Annotated in this window: 21 protein-coding genes and 1 pseudogene; 13 read left to right on the top strand and 9 right to left on the bottom strand. The window is 65.2% G+C overall.

The genetic code is table 11. The annotated features are described in order from the left end of the window. The first annotated feature begins 23 nt into the window (after positions 1-23). On the top strand, positions 24-440 hold the full coding sequence (locus ACUXV1_RS11530; RefSeq protein ID WP_043633842.1) for a RidA family protein: 417 nt from the start codon (positions 24-26) through the stop codon (positions 438-440). A gap of 55 nt (positions 441-495) precedes the next feature. On the opposite strand, the gene ACUXV1_RS11525 is transcribed toward ACUXV1_RS11530, so the two are convergent. From ACUXV1_RS11525 to ACUXV1_RS11490, 8 genes are all read right to left on the bottom strand, one after another. Beyond that, entirely contained in the window at positions 496-1,968 is a 1,473-nt protein-coding gene (locus ACUXV1_RS11525) for an FAD-binding oxidoreductase (RefSeq protein ID WP_446015458.1), read from the bottom strand. 63 nt (positions 1,969-2,031) lie between these two features. Continuing rightward, positions 2,032-3,303 carry a flagella assembly protein FlgT middle domain-containing protein gene (locus ACUXV1_RS11520; protein WP_081556253.1) on the bottom strand — a complete coding sequence of 424 codons (1,272 nt, stop codon included), beginning with the start codon at positions 3,301-3,303 and terminating at the stop codon, positions 2,032-2,034. Next, positions 3,303-3,944, bottom strand: a complete 642-nt coding sequence (locus ACUXV1_RS11515; protein WP_446015457.1) for an LPP20 family lipoprotein — start codon at positions 3,942-3,944, stop codon at positions 3,303-3,305. The genes ACUXV1_RS11520 and ACUXV1_RS11515 overlap by 1 nt, the downstream gene beginning before the upstream one ends. A gap of 109 nt (positions 3,945-4,053) precedes the next feature. After that, a complete protein-coding gene (locus ACUXV1_RS11510; RefSeq protein ID WP_114154445.1) occupies positions 4,054-4,971 on the bottom strand; it encodes a GlxA family transcriptional regulator in 918 nt (305 codons plus the stop codon). Further along, entirely contained in the window at positions 4,961-5,869 is a 909-nt protein-coding gene (locus tag ACUXV1_RS11505; protein WP_043633852.1) for an EamA family transporter, read from the bottom strand. The genes ACUXV1_RS11510 and ACUXV1_RS11505 overlap by 11 nt, the downstream gene beginning before the upstream one ends. Next, positions 5,856-6,074 carry a DUF1737 domain-containing protein gene (locus tag ACUXV1_RS11500; protein WP_043633856.1) on the bottom strand — a complete coding sequence of 73 codons (219 nt, stop codon included), beginning with the start codon at positions 6,072-6,074 and terminating at the stop codon, positions 5,856-5,858. The genes ACUXV1_RS11505 and ACUXV1_RS11500 overlap by 14 nt, the downstream gene beginning before the upstream one ends. Positions 6,075-6,324: 250 nt before the next feature. Beyond that, the gene (locus tag ACUXV1_RS11495; RefSeq protein ID WP_446015456.1) at positions 6,325-6,876 is read right to left on the bottom strand and encodes an isochorismatase family protein; all 552 of its coding nucleotides are present in this window, start codon (positions 6,874-6,876) and stop codon (positions 6,325-6,327) included. 70 nt (positions 6,877-6,946) lie between these two features. After that, a complete protein-coding gene (locus ACUXV1_RS11490; protein ID WP_114154499.1) occupies positions 6,947-7,654 on the bottom strand; it encodes a LysE family translocator in 708 nt (235 codons plus the stop codon). Positions 7,655-7,886: 232 nt separating this feature from the next. Between ACUXV1_RS11490 and ACUXV1_RS11485 the strand changes: the two genes are divergently transcribed. The 9 genes and pseudogenes from ACUXV1_RS11485 to ACUXV1_RS11445 all read left to right on the top strand — a co-directional run bounded on the left by ACUXV1_RS11485 (position 7,887) and on the right by ACUXV1_RS11445 (position 18,689). Further along, a complete protein-coding gene (locus tag ACUXV1_RS11485) occupies positions 7,887-9,335 on the top strand; it encodes an aminotransferase-like domain-containing protein (protein ID WP_446015455.1) in 1,449 nt (482 codons plus the stop codon). Positions 9,336-9,536: 201 nt separating this feature from the next. Further along, positions 9,537-12,809, top strand: coding sequence for an EAL domain-containing protein (locus ACUXV1_RS11480; protein ID WP_446015454.1), 3,273 nt, complete (start codon positions 9,537-9,539; stop codon positions 12,807-12,809). A 419-nt stretch (positions 12,810-13,228) separates the two neighbouring features. Continuing rightward, complete coding sequence (gene infA / locus ACUXV1_RS11475) at positions 13,229-13,498, top strand: translation initiation factor IF-1 (RefSeq protein WP_019104365.1); 270 nt, start codon at positions 13,229-13,231, stop codon at positions 13,496-13,498. A 9-nt stretch (positions 13,499-13,507) separates the two neighbouring features. Further along, a complete protein-coding gene (locus ACUXV1_RS11470) occupies positions 13,508-13,729 on the top strand; it encodes a hypothetical protein (RefSeq protein ID WP_019104364.1) in 222 nt (73 codons plus the stop codon). 374 nt (positions 13,730-14,103) lie between these two features. Then, on the top strand, positions 14,104-15,429 hold the full coding sequence (locus ACUXV1_RS11465; RefSeq protein ID WP_446015453.1) for a glycoside hydrolase family 19 protein: 1,326 nt from the start codon (positions 14,104-14,106) through the stop codon (positions 15,427-15,429). Between the two features lie 483 nt (positions 15,430-15,912). Beyond that, complete coding sequence (locus ACUXV1_RS11460; RefSeq protein WP_446015452.1) at positions 15,913-16,680, top strand: hypothetical protein; 768 nt, start codon at positions 15,913-15,915, stop codon at positions 16,678-16,680. A gap of 850 nt (positions 16,681-17,530) precedes the next feature. Then, positions 17,531-17,791: pseudogene (locus ACUXV1_RS11455) on the top strand (methyl-accepting chemotaxis protein); the annotation flags it as partial. Between the two features lie 15 nt (positions 17,792-17,806). Next, on the top strand, positions 17,807-18,232 hold the full coding sequence (locus ACUXV1_RS11450) for a CZB domain-containing protein (RefSeq protein ID WP_446015485.1): 426 nt from the start codon (positions 17,807-17,809) through the stop codon (positions 18,230-18,232). Then, positions 18,225-18,689 (top strand): N-acetyltransferase family protein, encoded by a 465-nt coding sequence (locus tag ACUXV1_RS11445; RefSeq protein WP_446015451.1) that lies wholly within the window; start codon positions 18,225-18,227, stop codon positions 18,687-18,689. Before ACUXV1_RS11450 ends, ACUXV1_RS11445 begins: the two co-directional genes overlap by 8 nt. A gap of 10 nt (positions 18,690-18,699) precedes the next feature. Here ACUXV1_RS11445 and ACUXV1_RS11440 read toward each other — a convergent pair whose 3' ends face one another. Further along, complete coding sequence (locus tag ACUXV1_RS11440) at positions 18,700-19,125, bottom strand: anti-virulence regulator CigR family protein (protein ID WP_446015450.1); 426 nt, start codon at positions 19,123-19,125, stop codon at positions 18,700-18,702. A gap of 143 nt (positions 19,126-19,268) precedes the next feature. On the opposite strand from ACUXV1_RS11440, the gene ACUXV1_RS11435 reads away from it, so the two are divergent. The 3 genes from ACUXV1_RS11435 to ACUXV1_RS11425 are packed head-to-tail and all read left to right on the top strand — an operon-like array spanning position 19,269 to position 22,770. After that, positions 19,269-20,198: a chromate resistance protein ChrB domain-containing protein gene (locus ACUXV1_RS11435; RefSeq protein WP_446015449.1), complete on the top strand. Its 930-nt coding sequence runs from the start codon at positions 19,269-19,271 to the stop codon at positions 20,196-20,198. Positions 20,199-20,200: 2 nt separating this feature from the next. Beyond that, complete coding sequence (gene chrA / locus ACUXV1_RS11430) at positions 20,201-21,547, top strand: chromate efflux transporter (RefSeq protein WP_446015448.1); 1,347 nt, start codon at positions 20,201-20,203, stop codon at positions 21,545-21,547. Between the two features lie 32 nt (positions 21,548-21,579). Then, complete coding sequence (locus ACUXV1_RS11425; protein ID WP_446015447.1) at positions 21,580-22,770, top strand: MFS transporter; 1,191 nt, start codon at positions 21,580-21,582, stop codon at positions 22,768-22,770. Positions 22,771-22,794 lie beyond the last annotated feature (24 nt).

Here is a 22,794-nt window from a genome sequence, read left to right as displayed (position 1 = left end):
GGCAAACCAGCAGGAGAAAACCGATGAGCAACGCAATCCCCTTTAGCCTGAGCAATCCCGCCGGCCTCTACGACCCAGCGCCCAACGGCTATTCCCATCTGGCCATCGTCAACCCCGGCAGCCGCATGTTGCTGGTGGCCGGCCAGGGCGGCGAAAACGCCGCCGGCGAGCTGGCAGACGGCTTCGAGGCGCAAGTGCGCCAAGCCTTGGCCAATCTGCGCACCGCGTTGGCCGCCGGCGGCGCCGATCTCGCCCACGTCGCCAAGCTGACGGTATTGATCGTCGATCACAGCGAGGCGCGGCTGCACGCCTTCGGCGCGCTGTTAAGCGCCGCCTGGGGCGCGCTGCCAACGCCGACCTGCACCCTGATCCCGGTGCCGCGGCTGGCCTTGGACGGCATGCTGTTCGAAATCGAGGCCACCGCCTTCCTGCCCGCTTGAGGCGGAGCCAACCCGCCATGAACTTGTTCAAGCGCAGCAGGCTTTAAACCGGCGATTAGACCATCAGATATTGATTCCACAGCTGATTGCGGAAACGGCTGGCAGGATCCAATACCCGCTTCAGTGCCAACAGCTTTCCGGCGTCGGGATAGGCCTGGTGGAATTGCTCGCGGCTGGCATGCAGCTGATAAGGCAGGTAATAGCTGCCGCCCTGAGCCAGCGCGGCGTCTATCAATTGGCGGGTCCATTGCCCCACTTGGCGCCGCGCGGCTTCGTCCTTGCCTTGTCGGTAATACAGCACCAGCGAGAACACCTCCTGCCGCGCCCAGGCCAATACGGTGCCAGCGTCCGCCGGTGAATGCCGAACCGACACATTGAGTGCGGCCACCTTGTGCGTTTCCAGAATCGTCGCCATCGCGGCGACAAAATGCTCCAGCTTAGCCACCGGGACAAAGTACTCCTGCAACACGAAACTGTGCTCAGCATCCGCGATGCGGCCCAGCGAGGCTACATCCAGGCTGGCCTCCCTGTTGCGCCAGAGCACGGCGGCGCGGGCGAAGCGCAACGGATCCGCGACCTTCTTGCGCAAGACTGGCCCGCCAGGCAATTCTGCCCAGGCACGGATCGCGCCCTCTTGCAGCCAATAGCGCTGTCCTTGAGGCGTTAGCCGGCGGCTATCCGTCAGCGATTTATCACTCACGCGCCAAGTCACTGCGGTCGCCATCTGGAAATAAGGCGGCGCCAGATCGGCGTTGTGCATCACCGCACGGCTGTCAGCGCGAACATGCTTGAAGAAGAAATCGCGGTAGTCATCCAGACTCATGCGATTGACCTGCCGCTCCAACCGCTGGTTGTCCGTCAGTTCCAGCTCGACTTCGCAGATCACGCCTAGCGCGCCATAAGCGCCTATCGCCGCAAAAAACACCTCCGGCCGCTGTTGGCGGCTGGCCGACAGCAAACTGCCGTCGGCCAACGCGATCACGATGGAGCGCACCGCGTTCACCAGCGGCCCCAGGCCGACGTAACGGCCGTGGGCGTTCACCGACAATGAACCGCCAATGCTGAAGTTGGCATAGCTCTGCATGATTTTCACAGCCAACCCATGCGGGTCTATCCATTGCTGCAGCTCACGCCAGCTCATGCCGGCCTGAACCCGCGCCAAGCGCAAGCGCGGCTCCAGGCTGAGTAGGCGATTGAAGCGTCGCATGTCCAGATGCAAACTACCCGGACTGGCTATCTGCCCGCCCATGCTGAAGCGGCCACCGCCTATCGACACCGGGCCGGGCCACTGCCGCAGCGCTTGCTGAATGTCTGCATTGCTGCGCGGCGTCGCCACTTGCGTCACAGCCACCGGATTCATGCCGGTGATATCGTTGACCACTTCACCGGTGGCTGTCGCCCCCCAGGAGAGCAGCGGCTGGCATAGCGGCGCCGCCGCACTCAACAGCCCGGCTTTGAGCAGGGCGCGGCGCAGCGGATCGACAGTGGAGGCAGGAACGGGACGGGGAGTAAAGGGAGATCTCGGCATGCGCGGCAGTCTACGGCCAGCCCGATGTCATGACAAGCCGGCGCGACACGCGCCGGGTCCGCGTCAACGCCGCGGCATGAAGCGCACGTAGTCCCCTTCGCTCACCTTGCCCTGCGACTGCACCGCGCCGACGGCGAAATTAGGCTGCACCTGACTGATGATGACATCGCCGGCCAAGGTCTCCGGTACGCCCAGCTCGCGCCCGGAGATCAGATCCCGCACCGGTTGCGCGCTCTTGCGCTGGTAGACCAGGAATTTGTCGCCGACCGCAACGCCGTCCAGCGAGCCGGCGTTGATATACACCTGACGCGCGTCGACCAGTTTGACGATGCGGGCGGAGAACGGAATGCACGAGATCACGTCTCCAATCCGGCTCACCGCCTGATCCAGCGCCCGGTTCACCGCCTGGCCGTAATCGCTCTGCCAGAACGCCGCCGAGGCAAACGGCCGCGGCGGATTGGGCGTCACGTCGCCCTTGGCCAGTTCCGACACCCGGTCTCTGGCCAGCAGCGCGCCGGTCAGCGCGTCGTAAACCCAGACTTCGGCGTCGAACTGACGCTCAGTGGGCACGTACTTGACCCCGCCGCCAAACAGGCCGGAGAACGGCCCGTTGTAGAAGGTTCCCTGCTGACTGGTGTTATTGGACTCGTAGAGGGATTTGCGCAGCCCCTTGGCGGTGGCGCCGGTGGCGAGCACCCGCCCGGCCACCACAAACTGTGCGTCTTCGGATTGGCCGATGCGTCGGGCGATCTCCGCGCCGGCGGCCGGTTCGGCCACGCGCGAATCCGGCAGCACCGACACTGTGTTGGCGTCCAGCAGGCTGTACATGCGGTTGGCGCCCAGACGCCGCGACAGCTCGGTGGGCAGCCCGGTGGCCAGCTCCGGCATGTCGGACGCCTCCGCCGGCCGGTCCACCTGGAAATAAGTGGTGACGATCTTGCGACGCAGGCTGCGGCCCGGCGGCATCGCGCAGGCGGGCTCCTTGCCGCGCGCGGCGCCGGAGGGCTTGCCGGTGTCCACCTCCACCAATACATGGTAGAGCTTGCCCTGCTGGAATTCCTGCGTCACTTTGACCGCGCCCTGCGCCGGCGCCAACGGCGTCAGCGAGCCGGACTCGCTGCTTTTACCGTAATCCAGCCCCTGCGAAGCCTCTACTCGCGCGCCCTGGCGCAGCGCCACCATCTTGAGCGCGTCCTGCAACGCCTGCTCGCGCGCGGCGGCGACGCCGTTGTCCAGCGAAGCCACCCCTTCGGCGCGCATGATCTCGGCGCCGGCCGGACAAACAAAAGCCGCCGCAAACGCGGCGGCCAACAGGGTACGGAAACGAAACCGCATCATTGAGCCATGTAGTAGTTGCTGTTGTAGCGCGCCGCGCCGCAATTGCCCTCGGCGCACTGCAGGCCGGACGTGGCGTTTTCCTGCGAAGCCTTCATCACGCTGCCGGTCTTGTCCAGCGCTTGGCGGAACTGCTTGTAGAAATCCTGATCCAGCGTGATTTCGGCCACGGCCTCGCTGGTGCCGTCCGGCTTCATGCTGTTGGAAACGATGTTCACCCCGCGCAGGTAGGCATCCACGTAAGTACGGAAGCTGTCGCTGTTGGCGATCATGTTCGATACCGAGCTATTGCCCACCAGCTTCATGCCCTGTACCTGTTCGGCGATGGCTCGGAAGGCATCCAGCCGGGCGGCGCGCAGGGCCAGCAGTTTGCGCTGCGACGGCGTCAGGCTGGAGGTGTACGGCGCCGCGCCGCTGCCCACCACCCGCACCACGATGGGCTGATAGGGGTTCACCTCCTTGACCACCACCTTGGGGGCCTCGGTTTCAATGCCCGGGCCGACGAAACCGACGCCGCTCGGCGTCATTCCCGCGGCGGCTCGCGGCGCTTCGGCGGCCTGCGGCGAACGCTCGGCGGTGGCGCAGGCGGACAAGCCCAGCAAGACGGACAGAAAGCAGGCAATACTGGGAATCATTTTCATGGCAAATACCGTTGGATGTTGCTGGAATTATGAAGCGATCTAAGCGAACGTCAACCGCAACATCGGCATTCCTATGCAAAACTTGAATAAAAACAAAATCCCGATCGCGTCAGCAAGCGCCTACGCCGGCCCGGTTCAACTGCCGCGCCGAGGAAAACCCGGCAGCCAGCGCGGCCTTCTCCTTGGACAGCCCGGCGCCGCGCCATTGACTGGCCAGCGCCAGCCTCAGCCCGGTGTGATAGTCGTGCACCGATACGCCGGCGTGCTCGCGGAACAAGCGCGACAAATGCCTGGCGCTGACGTGCACCTGGCCGGCCAAGTCCTCCACCCTCCAGGCGCGGGCCGGATCAGCGGCGATCAAGTCCTGCGCCTTGTGCACCGCCGGGTGCAAATGGTTGCGGTGCGTCAGCCACGGCGACAACTCCGGGTCGCCGGCGGAACGGCGGAAATACACCACCATGTGGCGCGCCACATCGCGCGCCAACGACGGCCCGGCGAGCTGCGCGATCAGTTGCAGAGCCAAGTCCACGCCGGCGGTGATGCCGGCGCTGCTGCTGATCGGCCCGTCTTGCACGAATACGCGGTTCTGCTGCACCCTGGCCTGCGGCGCGAGTTGCTGCAAACGCTGCAGCAGAGTGTGGTGAGTGGTGCACTGACGGCCGTCCAGCAAACCGGCTTCCGCCGTCAGCAGGCTGCCGGAGCAAATGCTGGCCACGCGCTGGCGGCTGGGGTCCACCTTGCGACGCAGCCAACGCACGATCTCACGCGCCTCTGGCCGCGCGTAAGCCTCGATCGAATGGGCGGCGCCGCTGATCACCACCAGCGCCTCGTCCGGCAGAACCTCAGGCAATGGCGAGGCGCCCTCAAGGCTCAGGCCCAGCGAGGTGGGCACGCCGGATACCGGCGCGATGAAGTGTGATCGAAACGACGCCCCCAGTTGCGCGGCGATGCGGAAAGCGTCGGCCGGGCCGGCCAGATCCACCAGCAGCAGATTGGGCGGCAACACGAAAAAGATATCAAGCGCCACGCGTCGCCTCCCCCCCGCGCAAGCGCGCCAGCCAGCGCGCGCCGAACACGTTGACCGCCAAGCCGGCCAGCAGCAACAAGCTGCCGGCGGCTTGCAGCGCGCTCAAGCGCTCGTCCAGCAACACACCGGACGCCAACACGCCCACCACCGGCACCAGCAGCGAAAACGGCGCCACCTTGCCGGCCGGGTGGCGCGACAGCAATCGGCTCCACAAGCCGTAACCGAACAAAGTGGCGACAAAGGCCAGATAGGCCACCGCGAACCAGGCTTGCGGCGTGAAATGCCCCAGAGCGGCGGCGATGCGCTCGCCCCCCTCCAGCCACCAGGACAGCAGGAAGAACGGAATCGGCGGCACCAGGCTGGACCACACCACCAGTCCCAACGGCTGCACGCGGTAGCCGGCGCGGCCCATCTGCCGCACCACCACATTGGACAGCGCCCAGCTGAAGGCGGCGGCGATGGTCAGCCCCAGACCCACCGCCGTCATGCTGCCGCCCTTGCTCAGGCCGATCAGCGCCAAACCACACAGGGCCAGCAGCAAGCCGGCCATCTGGCTGGCCTGCCAACGCTCGCGCAACCACAAGCCGGCCAGGATCAAGGTGAAGAAAGCCTGTGATTGCAGCACCACCGAGGCCAGGCCGGCCGGCATGCCCAGCTTGATGGCGGTGAACAGGCAGGCGAACTGGCCGACGCCCACGCACAGACCGTAAAGCAACAGATAGCGCCACGGCAGCGACGGCCTGCGGACGAAGAACACAGCCGGCACCGCGGCCAGGCAGAAGCGCAGGCCGCCCAGCAACAAGGGCGGCACATCGGACACGCCCCATTTGATCACCACGAAGTTGACGCCCCACACCAGCACGATGGCCAGCGCCTGCAGCAAATCACTCCACGGCATCGTCGTCTCCTTGCGCCAACGCGCCCGGCCACACCACCGCCTGAGCGACGATGACGCGCTCGCCGTTGAAGGTTGCCGCCGGCGAACCGTGCAGCCGGTACCCCAAAGCCAGCGCCTCGCTGACGCGACGGCAGAAGCCGGCGTCGTCCGGGCCGGTCAGCAAACGATAGGCCGGCATGTCGTCGGGCGGAAGGATGGACCGCATGCAATTCTCCCATGGCTGCGCGGCGGGCCCCGCCCGCCGCATTCATTTTGTAGCTCGCCTCACACTGAGAGCCTGTTCAAAATCTCGCGAGCAAGAGCGAGACAAGGCGAAAACGGCTGAGAAAGCGGAGTGTACACACGGTACATGAGCATTTCGAAGCTGTTTTTAACGCCGTATGCCAACGCGCAGCAGATCGTAAACAGGTTCTAACATCAGATAGTTGCAATGGCGATGGTCAAATACCCTCGATTCAGCGCGCCAGCTTGGCCAGCGCCTGTTCCACGCGGACAATGTCGGCGAAACGGCCGGCCAGCACCAGTTCGGTCTTGGCGCGAATCTCCGCCGGGCTGAAAACCTGGCCGCTATGCGGATGAGTCATCGCAAACGTCAACGTGGCCTCGGTGACGAAGTCCACTTCGTAGCCCAGGTCGGACGCCACCCGGGTGGTGGTTTCGCAGCATTGCTCGGTGCGGATGCCGGACACGATCAAACGCTGGATGCCGTGTCGAACAAGCCAGGGCTGCAAGCCGGAATCCGTCAAAGCATTGTGCACGTGTTTGACGAAGGTGGCGGCCGGACGGTGACGCAGCCACTCCAGCGGCCGCACCAGGCCGGACGCGGCGGAAAAGGCCTCGTCGCCGTCTTCGTGCAGGATGTTGATCACCGGCGCGCCAAGCGCCTCCGCGCCGGCGATCAATTGCTGCAGTTTGTCCTGAAAAGCCGAGACCTCGTCCTCGTTCCAATACGGGCGGTGGCGGAATGACTCTTGTGCGTCAATCACCAACAAGGCGGTTTTCTTCATGGCGGTTTCTCCCTCGCGTCCAAGCTGGACGCTGTTGAACACAGCCCGAATGCTACGGACTCGCGCGCCTTTATTTAACGCTGATTACGGACAAGCCACTGTCAAATACGGACATCGTGCCCACCGCTTGCGGAGCCGCCGGCGCGGCCGCGATCTCGGCGGCCCTGGCCGGACCGTGCGGCTGGAACTCGTCGTACAGCAACCACAGCGCGGTGGCGGCCATCAATACCCCCATGCTCAGATTAAAACCCAACAAGGCGCGCGGGCTGGCGAGCCAAGCGCGCAAACGTTCGCCGGCCCAGGCCCAGACGCCGATGCACGGCAGGTTGACCACGGCGAACACCGCCGCCAGCATGGCCGCGCCCAGCCAGCGCTGACCGTCCGCAGCCGGCATGAACAGGATGGCGGCGTTGATCACCATCACCCAGGCCTTGGGGTTCAACCATTGAAACAGCGCCGCGCCGACAAAACCCAGCGGCCGCGCCGCCGCGCCCGCCTCAGGTTGGCCGGCGCGGGCGATCTTCCAGGACAGCCACAATAGATAGGCGCACCCCATCAAGGCCAGCGGCAAGCGCGCGGCCTGGATGCCGTCCAGCAACAGCGACAACAGGCTGCCCACCAGGAACACTTGGAAGGCGCAACCCAGGCTGATGCCCAGCATGTGAGGAATGGTGCGACGAAAACCGAAATTGACCCCGGACGCGGTCAACATCAGATTATTGGGGCCGGGGGTGATGGACATCACCGCTACGTAGGACAATAGGGCGAATTCAGGCATGGCGGGCTTCTCTTTCACTTGCTCCGCGCCGTCCATCGACGCGGCATGGCGATACAAGGGGCCGACGCGGCCCCGTTTTCCCAATCCATGCTACGCAGCGGCTCGCAACGCCAACAGCCGCAGCTGTCACCTTTCGCAGTGGTGACAGCGCGGCATTTCCTCAAACTGTCACCATCGCCTATCATGGGTACTGTGTCTGTCTACCGTCGCCCAAGCGCGGCAAGCTGTCCTCATGGAACCCATTGTCGCCCCCCAAGCCCCCACGCTGTATCAGCAACTGGCCGACGATCTGTCGCTGGCCATCAAGCGCGGCACGCTGCCGCCCGGCGCCAAATTGCCGTCGGTGCGGCGCACCTCGCAAAGCCGCCAGCTCAGCCTGAACACCGTGGTGGCCGCCTACCGGGTGCTGGAAGATCGCGGCTTGATCGAGGCCCGGCCGCAATCCGGCTACTACGTGCGGGCGCGGCTGCCGTCGCCGGCTCGGCCGGCGGCCACCCTCAGCAGCCCCGCCGCGCCCACCCGCCCACAGGTCCTGGGCCTGATCGACACCGTGCTGGAGGCGCAGCAGAACGAGGACTACATCGACCTGGCGCTGGCCTGTCCGCACGGAGGAGACTTCTATCCCGGCAGCAAACTGGGCCGGCTGATGGGGCAGATACTGCGCCGCCAGCCCGGCATGGTCAGCCGTTACGCGCTGCCACCGGGCTCCTTGCGGCTACGCACCCAGATCGCGCGCCGCGGCCTGGAACTGGGCATGACCCTACAGGCTCAGGACATCGTGCTCACCCACGGCTGCATGGAAGCGCTGCAATTGGCGCTGCGCGCGGTCACCCGGCCCGGCGACACCGTGGGGCTGGAATCGCCCACCTATTTCAACCTGCTGCCGCTCATCGCCAGCCTGGGTCTGAAAACGGTGGAAATTCCCACCGATCCGCAAACCGGCCTGTCCATCGACGCGGTGGAGCTCTTGCTGGCGGAAAAACGCATCAACGCGCTGGTGGCAATGCCCAATGTGCACAATCCGCTGGGCGCGACCATGCCGCTGGAAGCCAAGAAGCGGCTGGCGCGGCTGATCACTCGCCACCAGGTGCCGCTGATCGAGGACGCCTTGTACGCCGAGCTGCAGTTCGGCGACACCCTGGCGCCGGCGGTCAAGGCCTTCGACGACGAAGGCTGGGTCATCGTCTGCTCCAGCTACACCAAGACGCTGGCGCCGGACTTCCGCATCGGCTGGATGGAAGGGGGCCGTTTCGGTCACACGCTGCGCCAGCTCAAGTTCGCCTCCTCCGTGGCGGAGCCGGCGGTGCTGGCGGAAACCCTGGGCGCCTTCCTGGAGTCCGGCGGCTACGACCATCATCTGCGCGCGCTGAAGCGGCGCTACGCCGCCCACGTGGAGAAGGTGCGCGGCATGATCGCGCGCCACTTCCCGGCCAGCACTCACGCCACGGCGCCTTCCGGCGGCTTTCTGATCTGGGTGGAGCTGCCCGAGGACATCGACGCGGTGGCGCTGTTCCATGCCGCCATCGCGGAGAAAATCAGCATCATGCCCGGCCCGCTGTACTCCCCCAGCGGCCGCTATCCCAACGCCCTGCGGCTGTCCTGCTGCTATCCGCTGGACGAACGCTATCTGGCGGCGCTGGCGCGCGTCGGCGTTCTGGCAGGCCAGCTCCGACGTTCATAACCCCCGTCGGCAACGCCTCTGCGCGTCGGGCTCGGGCATGCCCGCGCTCCGTCACGCGCGACGACATGCCTAAAGGCGCCCGAGGGTTTTTATGAATGACTCATATTGCTATTAAGTAGTTGGCCTTTTTGCAATCCATGCCTAACAATTAAACAAGACCTGAGCGCGCCCGCAGCGGGCTCGAGCGCAAAAAGAGACTTCATGCCGACGACCAAGAAACCAGCCGCCGACAGCAGGTCCGCCGCCGGCAAACACCAGCGCCGTCTGCGCGATCTGCTGAATCGCTACGACGCCGCCTTCTCCGCTGGCGCGTCGCTGGACAGCTTGTTACGCCAACTGGAACAACTGCGCGATTACGCGCTGCGCCACGCCATCGGCGAAGCGCAGATCTTGTCCGCGCTGGCCGCCCAACCCTTCCTGCCTCAGGACAGCGCCGCCGGACGGCAGGCGCGGCAGATGCTGACGGACATGACTCACAATCTGGGACGGCAACTGCTGCAGCCGGCGCAGCCCTCCTCCGCCAAGCCGCTGTCGCCGGCTCAGGCCATGCTGGAACAATTGGAAGACGGCGTGCTGCTGCTAGAGCCTGTAGGCCAGCAAGTGCTGTACGCCAACGCCGCGCTGATGGAGTGGCTGGGCCTCGCCGACGCCCCCGCCTATCCTGTCGCACTCTCCGCGCTGGCGCCCGGCAGCGGGCTGACCGAAGCGTTGCGTCCGTTGCTGGCCTTGCCCAAAGACAAGCCCAGCCAAATCGCCGCGACCCCGCTGCGTCGGCCGGGAGGCGAAGTCGGCCATGCCGACATCCGCGCGCGGCCGTTGCGGGCGGATGATCATGACTGCCTGTTGCTGACCTTTCACGACGCCACCGACCGGCTCACCTCCGAACAATTGCTGACACGCCATCTGGACATCCTCGCGCAACTGGCCGGCCTGTCCGCGGAACTGGCCAGCCAGCCGGCCGAACCGCTGTGGGCGCGCATGAGCGGCCTGCTGGAGCGCGTGGGCCGCTTCCTCGGCGCGGACCATTGCCTGTTGGCCCTGCTCGATGTCGACGGCAAGCAAGTGCGCATCGCCCGCGAGTGGCGGCGCGAAGCGCGAGGAGCCGGCCCTCCGGTCGAAACGCCGGTCATTCCTCGTTCCAAGCTCTACTGGCTGGAACAACAACTGGGCCAGCAGCGCACGTTGCAACTGAACGACAGTGCCGACGCGCCGGAAGCCGCCGACGTGCTGCGACAGCTGCTGGGCGACAACGGCCAGAGCGCGTTGCTAGCCACGCTGCGGCCTCGCCAATGCTGGCGCGGCGTGCTGGCGGTCAGCGCGCCGGCCCCCCACAGCTGGCTGTGGATAGAACAACACATGCTGCAATCGGTGGCGGACATGCTTTCCAACTTCCTGGATCGCAGCCAGCACCACAGCGACGCCCAACGCCGCCAGAGCGAGGCGTTGGCCCAGGCGCGCGTCGGCCATTGGGAATGGCGGCGCGGCGACTCCGCGCCGCATTGGTCCGACGAGCTGTATCAACTGTGGCGGCTGGACCCTGCGCGGCCTCCCCCGCCGCTGACTCAATTGCCCGCGCTGCTGCCGCCCGGCGACTGGCCTCCGCTGCGCCGCTGCCTGCGCCACGTATTGCGCCGGCGCGAAACCGCTCAACTGGACCATCGCATCCTGCTGCCGGACGGCGGCAACCGCTACGTGCGCCATCACATCGCGCTGGAACAGGATGACCGCGGCCGCGTCCTCCGCCTGAGCGGCACCTTGCAGGACATCAGCGAATTCAAGCTCCGCGAGCAGACCCTGCAACAAGCCGCGGCGGTCTACGAGCACACGCTGGAGGGCGTGATGATCGCCGACGCCGACCTGCGCATCCTCGACGTCAACTCCGCTTTCAGCGCGCTCACCGGCTACGCCCGCGCCGATCTTCTGGGGCAAAGCACACGCTTATTGTATTCCGGCCGCCACGACGTCGGCTTCTATCGCAGGCTGTGGCAGGCCGTGACGGAGCACGGCCGCTGGCAAGGCGAGATCTGGAATCGGCACAAGGACGGCAGCGTGGAGCCGGCCTGGCTCACCGTCACCGCGGTGCGCGACGGCTACGGCGCGGTGCGCAACTATGTCGGCGTGTTCTCCGATATCGCCCAGATCAAGAAATCCGCCGCCGAAATGGCGCAGTTGGCCCATTACGACCCCTTGACCACCCTGCCCAACCGGCTGCTGTTTCTGTCACGGCTGGAACATGCCATCCAGACCGCCAAGCGCGAACGCCGCCGCGTGGCGGTGCTGTTCATCGACCTGGACAACTTCAAGCAGATCAACGACACCCGCGGCCACGGCGCCGGCGACCGGCTGCTGGTGGAAGTGGCGGCCCGCCTCAAGGACTGCTTGCGCGCCAATGACACCGTGGCCCGCATCGGCGGCGACGAGTTTCTGATCCTGCTGGAGAACCAGAAAGCCGACAACCCGGTCATCGACATCGCCAACAAAATCGTCAAAGCCTGCTCCCGCCCTTTCCAACTGGAGGAACAAGAGGTGGAAGTGGGCTGCAGCGTCGGCATCAGCATCTATCCGCGCGACGGCCAGGACGCGGAAACCCTGATGCGCAACGCCGACGCCGCCATGTACCAGGCCAAAAACGACGGCAAGGGCGCCTTCCGCTTTTACACCGAGGAGTTGACCCAGCGCGCGCGGCTACGGGTGGAACAGGAGCGCGAACTCCGCCTGGCGTTGGAGAGGCGAGAGCTGTTTCTGGTGTTCCAGCCCAAATACCACCTGCAAAGCGGCGCCCTCGTCGGCGCCGAGGCCTTGCTGCGCTGGCAACACCCAAGCCTGGGTCTGATTGGGCCGGACACTTTCATTCCGCTGGCGGAGGAAACCGGCCTGATCATTCCGATCGGCAGCTGGCTGATCCGCCACGCCTGCGGCATCTTGCGCCGCTGGCAGGATGCCGGCATCTCTCCGGGCGTGCTCAGCCTCAATATCGCCGGGGCGCAAATCCAGCGCGCCCCCATCCTGCAAACGCTGAAACAGGCGCTGCGCGACTGCCGGATTCCGCCGAGGCAGATCGAACTGGAAATCACGGAACGCTTCGTGATGAGCAATCCGGACGCGCATCTGAAAGTACTGCGCGAACTGCGCCAGCTGGGGGTTGGTCTGTCCATCGACGATTTCGGCACCGGCTACTCCTCGCTCAGCTACTTGCGCCAACTGCCGGTGCAAACGCTGAAAATCGACCAATCCCTGGTGCGCGGCCTGCCGGACCACGAGCACGAGGCCAGCATCAGCCTGGCCATCATCTCGCTGGCCAAAACCCTGCGTCTCGGCTTGGTGGCCGAAGGCGTGGAGAACGAGGCTCAGCGGCGTTTCCTGCTGGACGCCGGCTGCGAACACGGCCAAGGCTTTCTCTACGCGCGGCCGCTGCCGGAAGACGAATTCGCAGAACTGGTCAAAAACGGCGGCTTAGCCCCGCCCCACCCCTGAGAGCCTGTTCAAAGTCTCGCGAGCCAGGGCGAGACGCTGAACAGACGCCATGCCGCCAAGGCGAAGAAACCGGCTTGCCGATCAGATTTTCAACACTGCGGCGGCGGCGGCGGATAAATCCATCTCCCTGATTTTTTTGTGAAAACCGCCTCTTCGCCGCGCCTGATTCGGCCATTGCCGGAAAAATCCTTGTATTTTTCTGACAAATCAGTGCGTTAGATATATAATACCGTTCGCCTCAGATTTTCTGATCGTTCCGGCAGCTGCCTGCTGGACGCTCCGCCTTGCCTGAGGGCTGCCTGTGAAGCCAGCCCCTCCCTAGCTTGGTTACCGAATAGACGCGCCAATAGCACCCGCTCGCGGCAGTCCACGTGACTGCCGCTGTGGCTGTTGGCCTACCGTATTAGAAAGGAATCGTAATGTCCAAAGAAGACATGATCGAACTGGAAGGTGTTGTCATTGAAATGTTGCCTGAGTCCCGCTTCCGCGTGCGCCTGGACAACAACGTCGAAATCCTGGCCTATGGCTCGGGCAAGATGAAGATGCACCGTATTCGCGTTCTGGTAGGCGACCGCGTCACTGTAGAGATGTCGCCCTACGACTTGACCAAGGGCCGCATCAATTTCCGTCATCCGACGGCGCCGGCCGGCGGCGGCACTCCTCGTCCGCATCACAACCGACGCCGTTGATCTGCCGGCATGATCCGCTATCGCGGTCATGCCCTGGAGCAACATTTGCGAGTCAATGAACTCAAACCAGGCGATTACATCGCCGAACAACACGATAGCGCCGCGATCACTTTTACCGTGATTGCGGTCCATGCAGCAGGACGTCACTGTCACATCACCTTTTCGTCAGAATTGGGCCTGGATTCCGCCAGCTACCCGCACGACGCCTGGATCAACGCCTCTCGCCCCTGAGACGGCCGCGCAGTTACGATTGACGCCCAAAGCCGCACCCGCCCGGGATCTCACCCCGGCGCCAGCCGCGGCCGCTTCCGCCTTGTTTGTCCGAGCCCGGCTTAGCCGCGGGTCGGCCGCATTGCCGCGTCAATCTGATTCTTCCTCAAAAAGTCATTTGACATATCTAGAATTGGTTCCATAGTGGTATCTATGCCGCGCATCGCGCACGGCAGAAACCACTCAAGGGGCCTAGAAACACCATCGCAAGCGGTGTGTGGAGTCCAGCGCGACGGCGCTGCCGGACCGCGCATTCGGTTTGTCCGGGCCCTTATAAACGGCTGCCCGATTCACGCGGCGTCAACCGCGGCGGCAGCTCGACAACAGGAGCCAACATGCGCAAACCCTTCTCCGCCCTGCTGCTCGGCCTGGCCTGCCAGGCCGTCTTCGCCGCGCCCTGGAACGCCGGCGCCGTCTACCAAGCCGGACAACAAGTCCAATGGCAAGGCCAGGACTGGCAGGCGAAATGGCGCACCCGCGCCGAAACGCCGGCCGCCAATCCCAGAGGCAGTTGGACGCCGGCGGCGGCGGCCAAGGCCGCGGCGCAGGCCGAACCCGGCCAGCCTCAACCGCCCACGCTGCAGCAAGCGCTGCAATACGAGGCAGGCCTGACCGACACCGCTTTCTTCCGCAACGTCAAAGCCTCGATCCGCACCTTGCCCAACGCTCAGGTGGAGCAAGTTGCGCCGGGCCGCGCCGCCAATCCGCTGAACGTGCGCCGGGTGGAGCGTCTGCTGCCGGCAGCCAAGTGGGAGTATTACTTCTCGCGCCGCGACGCCAGCTATAGCTACCAGCGCTTCCTGCAGGCCATCGCCAAGTTTCCCGCCATCTGCGACGACTACAGCGATGGCCGCGACGGCGACGCCATTTGCCGCCACAGCCTGGCCACCATGTTCGCCCACTTCGCCCAAGAAACCGGCGACCACAACCGCAGCGACACGGTGCCGGAATGGCGACAAGGCCTGAAATACCTGCGCGAAATGGGCTGCGACGAAACCGGCCCCGGTTGTGGCTATAACACCGAATGTGCCGACCCGGTATTCAACAAGGTGTGGACCTGCGGCAAAAACACCGACGGCAGCTGGAAAAAATACTTCGGCCGCGGCGCCAAACAGCTGTCTTACAACTACAACTACGGTCCTTTCTCCCAAGCCATGTACGACGGCGACCAATCGGTGCTGCTGAAGAATCCGGACCTGGTGGCCTCCACCTGGCTCAACCTGACCTCGGCCACGTTCTTCTTTGTCTTCCCGCAGCCGCCCAAGCCATCGATGCTGCACGTGCTGGACGGCACTTGGGTGCCCAACGCAGCGGACAAGGCGGCTGGAGCCGGCAACAACTTCGCCACCACCATCCAGATCATCAACGCCGAGTGCGGCGGCGGCACCGAACGTCAAGCGGCGCAGAACCGCATCGACTACTACCGTCAGTTCGCCAAAGATCTGGGCTGGGACTACGGCAACGAACAGCTGTCATGCGCCAATATGCAGCGCTTTAGCGCCGCCAGCTCCGCCGCCTACAACATCTATTGGGAAAAAGACTGGAAATGGGGCAATGACTACAAATGCCAGTTGGTGAGTTACCAGACGCCCTACAGCGCGCTGCAAGCCGGCAACTACCAGCGTTGCGTAGAGGACAACTGGAACATCAAGCTCAAATGAAATCGGCCGGCCCCGCTCACACGGGGCCGGCCTCGCCAACGACTCTTGTTCACCCGTGCATCACCTCCCTGCCCACAGGTTCCGTCTCGTGTTCACGATAAGCCATCGCGACTAAACGCCGCGTCAATCCGGCCGCTGCCGCGCTAAAAATCGCATCAAGAACCTTAGAAGCTGTTTACGATCTGGTGTGCGGCGCTCTATTTGCTCAAAATTGGCCGCCAATGGCGAATGTTACCCAGCGACTGACCCAAGCAGCCAACGATGCGCCTGCTTTAGCCGTTGGAGCGAGCCCGACCCGGATGGTGCCGGCCTCATGAACGCGGCTGGGCGGCGGCGTTTGCGCCCCTGCCGCCGGAGCTGAAACGGGGGCCGACGCGACAGACGGAGCGGGAATATTGAAACTCCGCCAACCAGCACTATGCCGCCGAGACCCGGCGCTGTTACCCTCTGCGCAGACGATAATAATGGATATGTGGATTGGGCTTGAAACAGATAGGATTGCTGCTCGCGGCGCTGGCCGCGCAGCCGGCGACCGCGGCGACGCTGGACATGGTCTACGGCGCGGTGGCCTCGGACCCGTACATGAGCGGCGAAGGCGATCAGGTGCCGCTCCACCCCGGCGCGGTAGTGGAAATGGCGCAGGCGGCGGCCAAGGGCTGCCGGATCGCGCTTAAACTATCGCGGCTGCCGGGCAAGCGCCTGCTCACCGAGATGCAGCACGGCCAGCACGATGCCGCCTTCATGTTTTCACACAATAAAGAACGCGAAGCTTATTTCAACTACCCGATGCAGGGCGACGAGCCGGACCCCCGCTACCGGCTGACCACGCTGGCCTACTCCTTGTACGCGCTGAAAAGCGCGCCGCCGGCCTGGAACGGTCAAAACCTGCCGGCACTGGGCGCCATCGGCGTCAACGCAGGCTGGTCCATCGCCGACGATCTGCGCGCCAAAGGCGCCAGAGTGGAGACGGCAAAAGACACTGAGATGAACTTCCGCAAGTTGCAGGCGCGTCACATTGCCGCCTACGCCACGCAGAACCACATCGGCGACCGCTATGTGGAGGAACACCCTCAAGCCGGCTTAATCCGCCTGCAGCCGCCGCTGTCGCGCAAAGACTACTACCTGGTGCTCGGCAAACGCTGGCACAAGGACAACCCGGCGCTGGCGCGCTGCCTGTGGCAGCAGGTCGGCAAGCTGCGCGAAACCATGCTGCCCGCGCTGCTGCGCCAGCCGTGGTACCGGCAACCCTGAGCCGGAACGCCTGGTTTACTCCTTCCGCGCTTTTCGCTTCTCACCACATAACCCCCGCCCTGCCGAGGCATGCCTCTGGACACTGCCTCTCGCCCAGCGAGGATGTGCGTTTTCCGCGCCGCCGCTGATATGCCGACATTGATTTTCGTCATATTGATTCTTATTTAAATAAGACAAATGATTGCAGATTCATGACGGCATTCGGATAATGCTAAACGTTTATTTAAAATCATCCGGCGACATGCAAGCGCTCTTAAGAACGTGTTTGCGATCTCGCGAGCTAAGTCTAGACAAGGCGAAAACAGCTGAAAAAGCAGACTGTACGCACCGTACATAAGCATTTTGAAGCGGTACTCACCGCCTCACGTCTCACAACGCCCAGCAGATCGTAAACAGGCTCTTAGCGCTCGTCCGTCCCGGCCGGCGTCACAAGGAGATAGGAATGGGTTTCTGGAACAAGGCCGACACCACGCGACAGCAAGCGGAGCTGTTGCAATGCAGGCAGGAAGCCGAGCAACTGCGCACGGAGCTGCGGCACACCCGCGCCCGCGCCGACGAGGCGGAAAGCCAGCTGGCGGCCAGCCAGGCCAAGAATCAGGAACTCCACGGGCTGATCGCCAATTTATCCGCCTTCGCCCAATCGATGACCGATACCCAGCAATCGCTGGCCACTCTCTCCAGCGTGATGAGCCAGGAGAAAGACCGCGCCGTCGCCGCTCAGGGCATTTCGCTGCACAGCCGCCAATCCATAGACCAGATCGCCGCCGATCTATCCAAGCTGGCCGGCGCCTCGCAAGGCGCGGCGGAAAAAGTGGGGGAGCTGGACGCGCGCGCCCAAGAGGTGGGCGGCATAGTGCAATTGATCCGCGACATCGCCGACCAAACCAATCTGCTGGCGCTGAACGCCGCCATCGAAGCCGCTCGCGCCGGCGAGCAGGGACGCGGCTTCGCCGTGGTGGCCGACGAAGTGCGCAAGCTGGCCGAACGCACGGCCACCGCCACCGCCGACATCGCCAAACTGGTGGAGCAGATTCGCGGCGACAGCGCCGGCAGCCGCAGCCAGATGGGCCAACTAGCCGAGCAGGCCGCCCGCTTCAGCCTGGACGGCGAGACCGCCGCCGGCACCATGAAGCAATTGCTGGACATGTCCACCAGCATGGAAGGCAGCATCGCCGCCTCCGCGCTGCGCGGCTTCTGCGAACTGGCCAAGATGGATCACCTGATCTACAAATTCCGCGTCTACCAAGTGATGTTCGGCTTATCCGACGAAGACATCGGCCACTTCGGCTCCCACCAGCACTGCCGCTTCGGCAAGTGGTATTACGAGGGCGAAGGCCGCGCCAACTTCTCCCACCTGCCCGGCTTCCGTGAAATCGAAGCGCCTCACGCCAAGGTGCACACTGCGGCGCTGGACGCCTTGCGCGCCCATGCCGAAGGCGACAGCCGGGCCGCGGTGGCACAGGTGGCGGCGATGGAAGCCGCCAGCCTCCAAGTGTTGGCCGGGCTGGAACACATGGCCGGCGCAGGCGCCGCGGAACCTCGCCATGACTGAAACCACGTTCGCCATCCGTCCGTTGCAAGCCGGCGACTACGCCGATTGGCTGCCGTTATGGCGCGGCTACAACGCCTTCTACGGCCGCGAAGGCGCGACCGCGCTGCCCGAGGAGGTGGAGAGGGAAACCTGGCGCCGCCTGCTCTCGCCGGCGGAACCGGTACATGGGCTGGCCGCGGTCGCCGGCGACGCGCTGCTGGGCATCGCCCATCTGCTCTACCACCGCAGCACTATCCAGATTCAGGATGCCGCCTATCTGCAGGACCTCTACGTGGCACCGGCGGCCAGGGGAAGCGGCGTCGCCCGCGCGCTGCTGCGGGCGGCCGCGGACCGGGCGCGCGCCGACGGCGCCGTGGCGCTGTACTGGCGCACCTCCGGCGACAATCACGCCGCGCGCCGCTTGTACGATCAAGTTGCGGAGCTGGCGGACACCGTGATCTACCGCCAAGTTTTGTGATCCAACCGGATCAGCGCAGCACATCCAGCAAGATATCCGCTATCAATCCGCTGGCCGCCACCAGCACCAGATCCGCGCCCACCGCCCGCCACTCGTAGCCGGGGTGGCGCGGCAGTTGGCTCAGCAAGGGCGCCGGCAATGCCTTCTTGGCAATGCCGGGCGGCAAAGGCTTTCCGCGCGCAAGGCGCTTGCGCATGCCGGGCGGCAGCGACTTATAGCCGGTCACCCCGGAGTCCAGCGCCAAGCGCCGCGCCGCGGCGACGCTGATGCCCGCCGCCGCCAAATCCTTGTCCGTCCGCGCCGGCGACGCCCTATCCTGATCTTTATTCTTGTGCTTGCCCTGCCCTTGGCCCTTGCCTTCAGGCGGATTGGCCAGCGTCGGCGCGGCCAACGCCGCCGCCAACAACAGCGCCGCCCATGATTTCCATCGCTTCATCTTCGTCTCCCGTCGCGCAAAGTCCGCTTTGCATTATCGACCAGCCAAGGATAGAAATTTTCCCCTCCCAGCCAGCCCATCTAAAAAATATATTGATCACTACATAAAATGTAGAATACGCTACATAAAAATGGAGCGCATTCATGGACTGGCTGCTGTTGATCACTTCCTTGCCCACCGAAAACGCCACCGCGCGCATGCGCGCCTGGCGCGCCTTGAAAGCCAGCGGCTCCGCCGCGCTGCGCGACGGCGCCTACCTGCTGCCCGGCGGCGACGCCCGCCTGCAACAGCTTGAGGCCATCGCCGCCGATATCCAGCAACACGGCGGCGTCGCGCGCTTGCTGACCTGCCGGCCGTTGGACGGCAGCGATTTTCCGCCGCTGTTTCAGCGCGACGCCGACTATCAGCAGCTGCGACAGGACATTCAGGAACAGATGCGCGGCCTGGACCCGGACAACGCCGCCGAGCGGCTGAAACAATGGCGGCGGCTGGGCAAGGCTCTGGCCGGCATCGCCGCCATCGACTTCTTCCCCAGCGCCAGCCAAGAACAGGCGCAGGCGGCCTTGCAACAACTGGAAGCCGCCATCCAGCAGCAATTGTCGCCGGGCGAGCCGCATAGCCTGGAGATGCGCATCCCGCGACGCGCCCTGGCCGAGCACCAGGGCCGGACCTGGGCCACTCGCCGCCGCCCTTGGGTGGACCGGCTGGCCTCGGCCTGGCTGATTCGCCGCTTCATCGATCCGCAGGCGCGCATTCTGTGGCTGGCCGCGCCCGGAGACTGTCCGCCGGACGCCTTGGGCTTCGACTTCGACGGGGCCGCTTTCACTCATGTCGGCGACAAAGTCAGTTTCGAAGTGCTGCTGGTCAGTTTCGAGCTGGACTCGCCGCCGCTGCGGCGGCTGGCCGCGCTGGTCCATTATCTGGACGTGGGCGGCGCGCCGCCGCCGGAAGCCAGCGGCGTGGAAACCGTCTTGGCCGGCCTGCGCGCCGCGCTGAACGACGACGATCAACTGCTGGCAGCCGCCTCCAACATCTGGGACGGGCTGTACCAGCAATTCGCCAAGGAAGCCTGAACATGCCGCCCGACCGTCCCCTACCCCCTCCCGCCCCCGTCGGTTTCTGGCAAGCCGTCCAATTTTGGCTCAAGCTCGGCCTGATCAGCTTCGGCGGCCCGGCCGGCCAGATCGCCATCATGCATCAGGAGCTGGTGGAGCGCCGGCGCTGGATTTCCGAACGCCGCTTCCTGCACGCCCTGAATTACTGCATGTTGCTGCCCGGACCAGAGGCTCAACAACTGGCCACCTATATCGGCTGGCTGCTTCACCGCGGCTGGGGCGGCGTCGCCGCCGGCGCGCTGTTTGTGCTGCCGTCCTTTTTCCTGCTAGTGCTGCTGTCCTGGATCTATGTCGCTTACGGCCACCTGGCTTGGATCGCCGGTCTGTTCTACGGCATCAAGCCCGCGGTGGTCGCCATCGTGGCCCAAGCGGCCTGGCGTATCGGCACGCGCACGCTGAAACGGCCCTGGCTGTGGGGTGTGGCGCTGGCCTCGCTGTGCGCCATCGCACTGTGGCAAACGCCGTTCCCGCTGATCGTACTCACCGCGGCCTTGATCGGCGCGCTGGCCGGCCGGCTGCGGCCTCACTGGTTCCAGGCCGGCGGCCACGGCGGCGCGGACGCGCATTTCGGCCCGGCGCTGATCGACGATCACACCCCGCCGCCGGTTCACGCCCGCTTCTCCTGGCTCCGGCTCTGCCGCGCCGCGCTGGCCGGCCTGCTGCTATGGTCCTTGCCGATGGCGCTGCTCGCCGCCGTCTACGGCTGGCACGGCGGCTTTACCCAAATGGGTTGGTTCTTCACCAAGGCCGCCCTGCTGACTTTCGGCGGCGCTTACGCGGTGCTGCCCTATGTCTATCAGGGCGCGGTGGCGCATTACGGCTGGCTGAGCGCCGGCCAAATGCTGGACGGCCTGGCGCTGGGCGAAACCACGCCGGGGCCGCTGATCATGGTGGTGGCCTTCGTAGGCTTCGTCGGCGGCTACGCCAAGGCGCTGCTGGGCCCGGACCACCTGTTCCTGGCCGGCGCGCTGGCCGCGGCGCTGGTCACTTGGTTCACCTTCCTGCCCTCCTTCATATTTATCTTGGCCGGCGGCCCGCTGATCGAACACAGCCATGGCCAAATCCGCCTGACCGCGCCGCTGACCGCCATCACCGCCGCCGTGGTCGGCGTGATCGCCAACCTCGCCCTGTTCTTCGGCTGGCATGTGCTGTGGCCTCAGGGCTGGCGCGGAGGCGTGGACTGGGCCGCCTCCGCCATCGCCGCCTTGGCGGCCTGGGCGCTGCTGAAACGACAGGTCAAAGTGATGCCGGTGATAGCCGGCGCGGCGCTGGCCGGCCTGCTGCTCAGCCTGTGGCGTCTGCCGTGAACGAATTCCCACTTCAAGAAAGGGCCGCGCGAATGCCGCCACGCATCCCCGCCACCATCTGGGCCCTGGGCCTGGTCAGCCTGTGCATGGACATGTCCTCCGAGATCATCCACGCGCTGTTGCCGGTGTTCCTGGTCTCCACCCTGGGCGTCAGCGCGCTGACCCTGGGCATTATCGAGGGCCTGGCGGAATCCACCGCGCTGATCCTGCGCGTGTTCTCCGGCGCCATCAGCGACTACTGGGGCCGGCGCAAAGGCTTGCTGCTGCTGGGCTACGGCCTGGCGGCGCTGAGCAAGCCGCTGTTCCCGCTGGCGCACAGCGCCGAAACCGTGCTGGCCGCGCGGCTGATGGACCGCGTGGGCAAAGGCATACGCGGCGCGCCGCGCGACGCGCTGGTGGCCGATGTCGCGCCGCCGGAAATCCGCGGAGCCTGTTTCGGCCTGCGCCAGTCCATGGACACCATAGGCGCTTTCGCCGGCCCGCTGCTGGGCATCGCGCTGATGTTCTGGCTGGCGGACGACATCCAGCAAGTACTGTGGTGGGCTTGCCTGCCGGCCCTGCTGGCGGTGCTGCTGATCGTCGCCGGCGTGCGCGAACCGGCCGGCGGCGAGCGCAAGCCCTTCCGCTCGCCGCTGCGCCTGGGGTTGCTGCGTCGATTCTCCAGCCGCTACTGGTGGATCGTCGCCATCGGCGCGCTGTTCACCCTGGCCCGTTTCAGCGAGGCCTTTCTGGTGCTGCTGGCGCAGCGCCACGGCCTGCCGCTGAGCTGGTTGCCGCTGGTCATGGTGGTGATGAGCCTGGTCTACGCGCTCACCGCCTACCCGGTGGGCGTGCTGGCCGACCGCTGCAGCAAGAGCATGCTGCTGGCCATCGGCCTGCTGATCCTGATCCTGGCCGATGCCGCGCTGGCGCTGTCCGGCTCCATCGCCATCACCCTGACCGGCATCGCCCTGTGGGGGCTGCACCTCGGTTTCACCCAAGGCTTGCTGGCCACGCTGGTGGCGGAGGAAACGCCGGCCGATATGAAGGGCACCGCCTTTGGCCTGTTCAATCTGGTCAGCGGCCTGTGCCTGCTGCTGGCCAGCGTGCTGGCCGGCTGGATGTGGGACCGCCACGGCAGCGCCAGCACCTTCATTGCCGGCGGCGCACTGGCCGCCGCGGCCTTGGCGGCCACCTTGCTGTGGCATTGCCGGGAGCGGCGGCTTGCCAGTCAAACCGCCTAGCAACCTGTTCAAAATCCCCCGGGC

The sequence above is a fragment of the Chromobacterium sp. W521 genome, assembly GCF_052805975.1.
This window is presented reverse-complemented; position numbering and strand designations above follow the sequence as displayed.

Coding starts and splice junctions, on each gene's coding strand:
- ACUXV1_RS11530 (WP_043633842.1), top strand. CDS start 24: ATGAGCAACGCAATCCCCTTTAGCCTGAGCAATCCCGCCGGCCTCTAC.
- ACUXV1_RS11525 (WP_446015458.1), bottom strand. CDS start 1,968: ATGCCGAGATCTCCCTTTACTCCCCGTCCCGTTCCTGCCTCCACTGTC.
- ACUXV1_RS11520 (WP_081556253.1), bottom strand. CDS start 3,303: ATGCGGTTTCGTTTCCGTACCCTGTTGGCCGCCGCGTTTGCGGCGGCT.
- ACUXV1_RS11515 (WP_446015457.1), bottom strand. CDS start 3,944: ATGAAAATGATTCCCAGTATTGCCTGCTTTCTGTCCGTCTTGCTGGGC.
- ACUXV1_RS11505 (WP_043633852.1), bottom strand. CDS start 5,869: ATGCCGTGGAGTGATTTGCTGCAGGCGCTGGCCATCGTGCTGGTGTGG.
- ACUXV1_RS11500 (WP_043633856.1), bottom strand. CDS start 6,074: ATGCGGTCCATCCTTCCGCCCGACGACATGCCGGCCTATCGTTTGCTG.
- ACUXV1_RS11495 (WP_446015456.1), bottom strand. CDS start 6,876: ATGAAGAAAACCGCCTTGTTGGTGATTGACGCACAAGAGTCATTCCGC.
- ACUXV1_RS11490 (WP_114154499.1), bottom strand. CDS start 7,654: ATGCCTGAATTCGCCCTATTGTCCTACGTAGCGGTGATGTCCATCACC.
- ACUXV1_RS11485 (WP_446015455.1), top strand. CDS start 7,887: ATGGAACCCATTGTCGCCCCCCAAGCCCCCACGCTGTATCAGCAACTG.
- ACUXV1_RS11480 (WP_446015454.1), top strand. CDS start 9,537: ATGCCGACGACCAAGAAACCAGCCGCCGACAGCAGGTCCGCCGCCGGC.
- infA (WP_019104365.1), top strand. CDS start 13,229: ATGTCCAAAGAAGACATGATCGAACTGGAAGGTGTTGTCATTGAAATG.
- ACUXV1_RS11470 (WP_019104364.1), top strand. CDS start 13,508: ATGATCCGCTATCGCGGTCATGCCCTGGAGCAACATTTGCGAGTCAAT.
- ACUXV1_RS11465 (WP_446015453.1), top strand. CDS start 14,104: ATGCGCAAACCCTTCTCCGCCCTGCTGCTCGGCCTGGCCTGCCAGGCC.
- ACUXV1_RS11450 (WP_446015485.1), top strand. CDS start 17,807: ATGAAGCAATTGCTGGACATGTCCACCAGCATGGAAGGCAGCATCGCC.
- ACUXV1_RS11445 (WP_446015451.1), top strand. CDS start 18,225: ATGACTGAAACCACGTTCGCCATCCGTCCGTTGCAAGCCGGCGACTAC.
- ACUXV1_RS11440 (WP_446015450.1), bottom strand. CDS start 19,125: ATGAAGCGATGGAAATCATGGGCGGCGCTGTTGTTGGCGGCGGCGTTG.
- ACUXV1_RS11435 (WP_446015449.1), top strand. CDS start 19,269: ATGGACTGGCTGCTGTTGATCACTTCCTTGCCCACCGAAAACGCCACC.
- chrA (WP_446015448.1), top strand. CDS start 20,201: ATGCCGCCCGACCGTCCCCTACCCCCTCCCGCCCCCGTCGGTTTCTGG.
- ACUXV1_RS11425 (WP_446015447.1), top strand. CDS start 21,580: ATGCCGCCACGCATCCCCGCCACCATCTGGGCCCTGGGCCTGGTCAGC.